Here is a 4,675-nt window from a genome sequence, read left to right as displayed (position 1 = left end):
GTGGCGCCGCAGTCTCAGTCGAGTCGGGCCAATCTCCAGCACGATCTTCCCGCCTGCAGGAACGGCCAGGCGCCAGTGGTGCTGCGCCCGGTCGTACTCCATCACCGCGCCGTCCTTGAACAGGGTGCGCGAGACGTCCGCTGAATCGGCCGGAGCAGGATGATCAGCCCGGTAGATCGAGCCCACCACCACCCCCTGGTTGAGATCGCCACCGGGCGCGACCAGCAACACCTGCTCCCCCGGCTCCGGTGGATGCCAGGTCCGGTCCTGGCCGGCACGCACCGTCGCAAAGGGCAGCCAGCCCGTGGTGATGGGACCAGCCTGCACCCGCACACGGGCACGCGCGGTGTCGAGCGCCACCACCTGGCCCATCAGCGCCACATTGCTAATGCGCCGCTCGGCTTCGGTCATGTCCTGGTGGAGGTTGCGCTGGCTCATGACCCCGGCTCCCGGTAGTGGGTGCCGACCGGCTGATAGCTGTGCTCATGGCGAGAGCCAATCTCCGGCACCCAGCTGACCAGCACCTGCAGCGGCAACACCCCGTCATCGATCACAGGCTTGGTCCAGTAGCTGACCTCGAAGGACAATCGAGCGGCCAGCACCGGCGTATCACCCTCACCGCCTTGATCCACCTCGGTGCGGGTAAGGCGCGTGCCTTCCACCAGCAGTCCCAAGGTTTCGTCGGCATCGAGGGTGGCTTCCACCGCCTGCGCCAGGACATCGGCCTCTTCGGCAGCGGCGTCACCACTGGCGATGATCTCGACCGACAGCTCCAACTTCCGATAGCGCAGCCCAGGATCGGCGTTGGGCTGCTCCTCGATGCGCTCGTCGCGGGTGTAGATCAGGATGGCCGGCAACTTGCCGGCAAACAGCGGCGTGCTGCGGTGGATGCTGATGCGTGCAGGCGTGATGCGCGTATCGACCTTCGGCAAAGCATCGATGAGTCGCGCGGCCACCGCCTCACGGATCAGGGTGCGTGGATGCTTCATGGCCGCCCCCTTTGTGTAGCATCAGTTTCAGAAAGCCGTGCCCATCGGGTCGCACCTCGACGATCAGGTAGAGCACCCCTTGCACCGTCACCGCATCACCCTCGGTCGGCGTGGCCGGCAGATCCGCCAGCCGCACTTCCAACACCGGCTGGACCGTGGACACCGGCACACCCGTACTGGCATCCACCTCCTGGTGCGCCGCCGAGAACACGCCCCGGCCCGGCAGCGCCTCGGCCTGCCCATCAAGGTGAAACACCACCGGCTCACCGAAGGTAGTGAGCACGATGGATGACATGGCCCGGGTCAAGTCACCGAAGACCGTCATGACCCTCACCAGCCGTTGCTCGAGAAGAGCCGCACGGTCAGCGCCGGGCGTTTCACAATCGGCAGCGGATTCGACTGGGTGTAAATATCGATGCCGGTGCCGTTGGGTCGTGCCAGCTGGTAGGCGTAGAGCTCTTGACCATAGGTGCCGACGGCGTCCATCAGGTTCGCCGGGGCAAAGTAAGTGCGGAAGGTGTCGAGCGTGCCCAGCGGAAACGCCACGCCCTCTTTGGCCGGAATCAGCCGCTCGGTCTGCCCATTGGCCAGCGTCACCGTGCCGAAATACTCTTCGAACAGGATGGGTCCGAAGCGGAAGCCACGGCGGACATCATCGCGCAGCGGGTTGGTGCCAACCGTACCCTGATAGAAGGTGTAAGCGTCCTTGACCGACTTATGCCGAACCAGAGCGTCGAAGAACTCGGGGCTGACCAGGGCATGAATGCCGGTCATCGTTTCGCCCTTCAAGTTCTCCTCGATATGGCGCGCGACCTCAATGCAATGGGTGACCATGTCATCTGTCGCGTTGCCGAACTTGAAGTCCACCTCGGGCTTCTGGATGCCGAACTCGTCATGCCAGTTGTAGAGGGTATTGCCTGCCCCGTCCTTGGTGATGCCGCGCAGAGCGTTCACGCGCATGTACTCCAAGGTCTGCGCGTGTTTCGCACGCATCCGGGCGAGTTTGCGGGTCATCACGGTGACCAGCGGGTCTTCGCCAGCGGCCAGGCCCAGGCCACGGATGCCCTGGATTTCCTCGGGCAGCACCACGTCGTTGTGCGGGATGTGCGGCACGGCAAACGAGCGTACCGAGCGCTTGTCGGTGGTGCCCACCGTCGCAGGCGCGCCTGGGGCGACGGCCGGCAACAGACGCAGCTCACCCTCGATGGACTCGATGGTGACGTTGCGCTGGGAAATCGGCTCGGGTGCAAACAACCCCAGCTGACCCACCCGGCCATAGGGGTTGGGCAGCATCTGGATGGCGGCCGACATCTCGGCCAGCGTAAAGCCGCCGGCGTCGAACGGATTGACGATCACGGTCATGGGGGAACTCCTTATCAAGCAACCGGACGCACGACGATGCCGTGGGCAGCCAGTTGCTGGTGTTTGAGGGATTGGGCGGCGGCATCCGCCACGGAAGCATCGAAGGCCAGCGCACGGTCGGCGACGATCGCCGGGCCACGTGCAAGCACGACGGCTTGGGTGTCGGTATTGCTGGCGGCGACCGGGTGCAGCAGAACGGCCGAGGCAATTTCGGCACCCTCGATACCAGTGGTCGAGGCCGCTGGCGAGAAGGCATAGACGCCGGTAGCGGTGATGCGGCCAAGCACGGCGCCCAGGGGATAGGCAGTGCCCGCCTTCAGGGTTACGGTCTCGCGGGTGTAGTCCGGGTCGAACTCACGCTTGATGAGGTCACCCAGCGTCGAAGGGGAAATCAAAGGTGTGCTCATTGACGGGCTCCATAGGCTTGGGCCGCTTTGACCAAGGGGCTGTCAGCGACGGATTGGGGTTTGGTTTGGGGTTGCTGCGGAGCCTCGGCGACGATGTCTTGCGCCACATCGCGCTCAGCGGCCTGCTTCAGCACCGACTGGCGCAGCGCATCCGGGGTGACGCCACGGGCCAGGGCCTGGGCCGGATCGACCGTCACACCGAGGCGTTTGGCTTGGGCGGCGATTTCGGTGAGCTCCGCGAGTTGGCGGCGCAGTCGATGCTCAACTTGCGCGGTGATGGCCGCTTCATCGAGCGGCTGGGTTTGCGGTGACTGCGCCGGGGTCGGGCTTGAGTTCGGAGTGGTGTGCTCTTGGGCATCGTCCACCGGCGTGACGGGGTTGTGATCATTCATGGAGATCTCCTTCGGGGATGGTTGGGATCGAGGGGGTGTGCGTGCCGCCGACAGTGCAGCGGCCTTGGTGCGCAGGCTGCGGCCGGCACTCATGGCCAGCTGGCGCTGCAGGGCCGTGATCGCCTCAGCGCGGGTGCCGATCTGATCGGCGAGGCCTGCCTGGAGCGCGGCCTCCCCGCGATAGACGCGGGCCTCGGTATCGCGTATCGCCTTGGGCGGGAGGCGTCGAAACCCAGCGACCAGCGCAATGAACTGCGTGTAGAGCTGCTCGATGTCGGCCTGGATGTCTGCGGCGACCGTGGCCGGCAGCGGTGCATGCGGATGGCCATCGACCTTGTGGGCGCCGGCGTGCAGGAAGGTGTAGTTCAGACCGGCCTTGGCATCGGCCACCGACTCGTCGATGTGCACCGCCACCACGCCAATCGAGCCCACCTCGGCAGTGCGGGTGAGCCAGAGGCGGTCAGCGGCACAGGCAATGGCGTAGGCGGCTGAGAGCGCGACCTCATCGGCGATGGCCCACAGGGGTTTGCCGGAAGTCTGGGCCAGCTGCCGCAGACGCTGCGCCAGATCGAACACCCCACCGGCCTCGCCGCCACTGGAGTCGATTTCCAGCAGCACGGCGCGTACCTGCGGGTCGGCAAAGGCCTGCTCGGCCATGGCCTCGATCTCGTGATAACTGGTGAGGCCACTGGCGGCACCGATATACGAAGAGCGACGCACCAGGGTGCCGAGGATCGGGAGGATGGCGATGCCGTCCTGAACCTGGAGGTCGCCCCCCAGTCCGCTATCAGTGCGGCTGGGCGGTGGCGTGGCCAGGGTGTCGCCCGCGAACTTCCGGGCCACCACCCCGAGGATGACTTCGAGTTTCGGGCGCGCAATCAGGAGCGGCGTCCCGTAGAGGCGGGACGCCAGGTAGGGCAAATCGGTCATGGGTTTGACTCCGGAATGGCAATCGACTACATTTGTGGCGTATTGCCACAGGAGACGCTGCCATGAGTATTTCGATTCGAATCGACGACGCGCTGTACGAAACCGCCAAGGTGCGCGCCAAGGCCGAGATGCGCTCGATCCCGCAGCAGGTCGCTTACTGGGCCAAGGTGGGGCGGGCCGCGCTGGACAACCCCGACCTGCCGATTGAATTCGTGCGCGACACGCTGCTGGCGATGGAGGAAGAATCCGAACCTTTTGAGCTGCCTGACGCATGAGCATCGCGCTGTACCAGCGACCGGCATTCAAACGGGTCTATAAGAAACTGCACGCCAACCAACGCGATGCAGTTCATGACGCCATGCGCGCGTTGATCACCAACCCACTGCTCGGCGAGGAAAAAAAGGGCGACCTCGCCGGCGTGCGGGTGTACAAGTTCGATTGCATCAATCAGCTCTATCTGCTCGCCTACTTATGGGACGAGAGTTCACGCACCTGGCTGGCCGTCGGCCCCCACGAAAAGAGCCTGTCAGGAATTTTGTGTTTGAGGCATAGCATGTTGGAAAGGAGCATCTATGCCAAGCAAGAAGAAGCCGGC

At 64.7% G+C, this 4,675-nt stretch carries 8 protein-coding genes; 2 read left to right on the top strand and 6 right to left on the bottom strand.

Annotated elements, in window-relative coordinates:
• From ACK4TH_RS11195 to ACK4TH_RS11170, 6 genes are all read right to left on the bottom strand, one after another.
• Positions 1-438: phage baseplate assembly protein V (locus tag ACK4TH_RS11195; protein WP_409626477.1), on the bottom strand; the 438-nt coding region annotated here is incomplete at its 3' end.
• On the bottom strand, positions 435-989 hold the full coding sequence (locus ACK4TH_RS11190; protein WP_409626475.1) for a hypothetical protein: 555 nt from the start codon (positions 987-989) through the stop codon (positions 435-437). The genes ACK4TH_RS11195 and ACK4TH_RS11190, both read right to left, overlap by 4 nt.
• Positions 961-1,284, bottom strand: coding sequence for a hypothetical protein (locus ACK4TH_RS11185; RefSeq protein WP_409626472.1), 324 nt, complete (start codon positions 1,282-1,284; stop codon positions 961-963). Before ACK4TH_RS11185 ends, ACK4TH_RS11190 begins: the two co-directional genes overlap by 29 nt.
• A gap of 35 nt (positions 1,285-1,319) precedes the next feature.
• A complete protein-coding gene (locus ACK4TH_RS11180) occupies positions 1,320-2,351 on the bottom strand; it encodes a major capsid protein (RefSeq protein ID WP_409626469.1) in 1,032 nt (343 codons plus the stop codon).
• Positions 2,352-2,365: 14 nt separating this feature from the next.
• A complete protein-coding gene (locus tag ACK4TH_RS11175; protein ID WP_409626466.1) occupies positions 2,366-2,758 on the bottom strand; it encodes a head decoration protein in 393 nt (130 codons plus the stop codon).
• Positions 2,755-4,071 carry a S49 family peptidase gene (locus ACK4TH_RS11170; protein ID WP_409626463.1) on the bottom strand — a complete coding sequence of 439 codons (1,317 nt, stop codon included), beginning with the start codon at positions 4,069-4,071 and terminating at the stop codon, positions 2,755-2,757. The genes ACK4TH_RS11175 and ACK4TH_RS11170 overlap by 4 nt, the downstream gene beginning before the upstream one ends.
• A 71-nt stretch (positions 4,072-4,142) precedes the next feature.
• Here ACK4TH_RS11170 and ACK4TH_RS11165 point away from each other — a divergent pair, with 71 nt between their 5' ends.
• Complete coding sequence (locus tag ACK4TH_RS11165; RefSeq protein WP_409626459.1) at positions 4,143-4,355, top strand: TA system antitoxin ParD family protein; 213 nt, start codon at positions 4,143-4,145, stop codon at positions 4,353-4,355.
• Positions 4,352-4,675, top strand: a 324-nt coding sequence (locus ACK4TH_RS11160) for a type II toxin-antitoxin system RelE/ParE family toxin (protein ID WP_409626456.1), incomplete at its 3' end; no start/stop codon positions are given. The genes ACK4TH_RS11165 and ACK4TH_RS11160, both read left to right, overlap by 4 nt.

This window comes from Tepidimonas sp., from assembly GCF_046292505.1.
In the GTDB taxonomy this organism is placed as follows: Bacteria; Pseudomonadota; Gammaproteobacteria; order Burkholderiales; family Burkholderiaceae_C; genus Tepidimonas.
Note: the sequence above shows the minus strand (reverse complement) of the source record. Positions and strands in the feature narration are given on the sequence as shown.

Bases quoted from the DNA above. Each gene is read 5' to 3' on its own strand.
- ACK4TH_RS11190 (WP_409626475.1), bottom strand. From the start codon at position 989: ATGAAGCATCCACGCACCCTGATCCGTGAGGCGGTGGCCGCGCGACTC.
- ACK4TH_RS11185 (WP_409626472.1), bottom strand. From the start codon at position 1,284: ATGTCATCCATCGTGCTCACTACCTTCGGTGAGCCGGTGGTGTTTCAC.
- ACK4TH_RS11180 (WP_409626469.1), bottom strand. From the start codon at position 2,351: ATGACCGTGATCGTCAATCCGTTCGACGCCGGCGGCTTTACGCTGGCC.
- ACK4TH_RS11175 (WP_409626466.1), bottom strand. From the start codon at position 2,758: ATGAGCACACCTTTGATTTCCCCTTCGACGCTGGGTGACCTCATCAAG.
- ACK4TH_RS11165 (WP_409626459.1), top strand. From the start codon at position 4,143: ATGAGTATTTCGATTCGAATCGACGACGCGCTGTACGAAACCGCCAAG.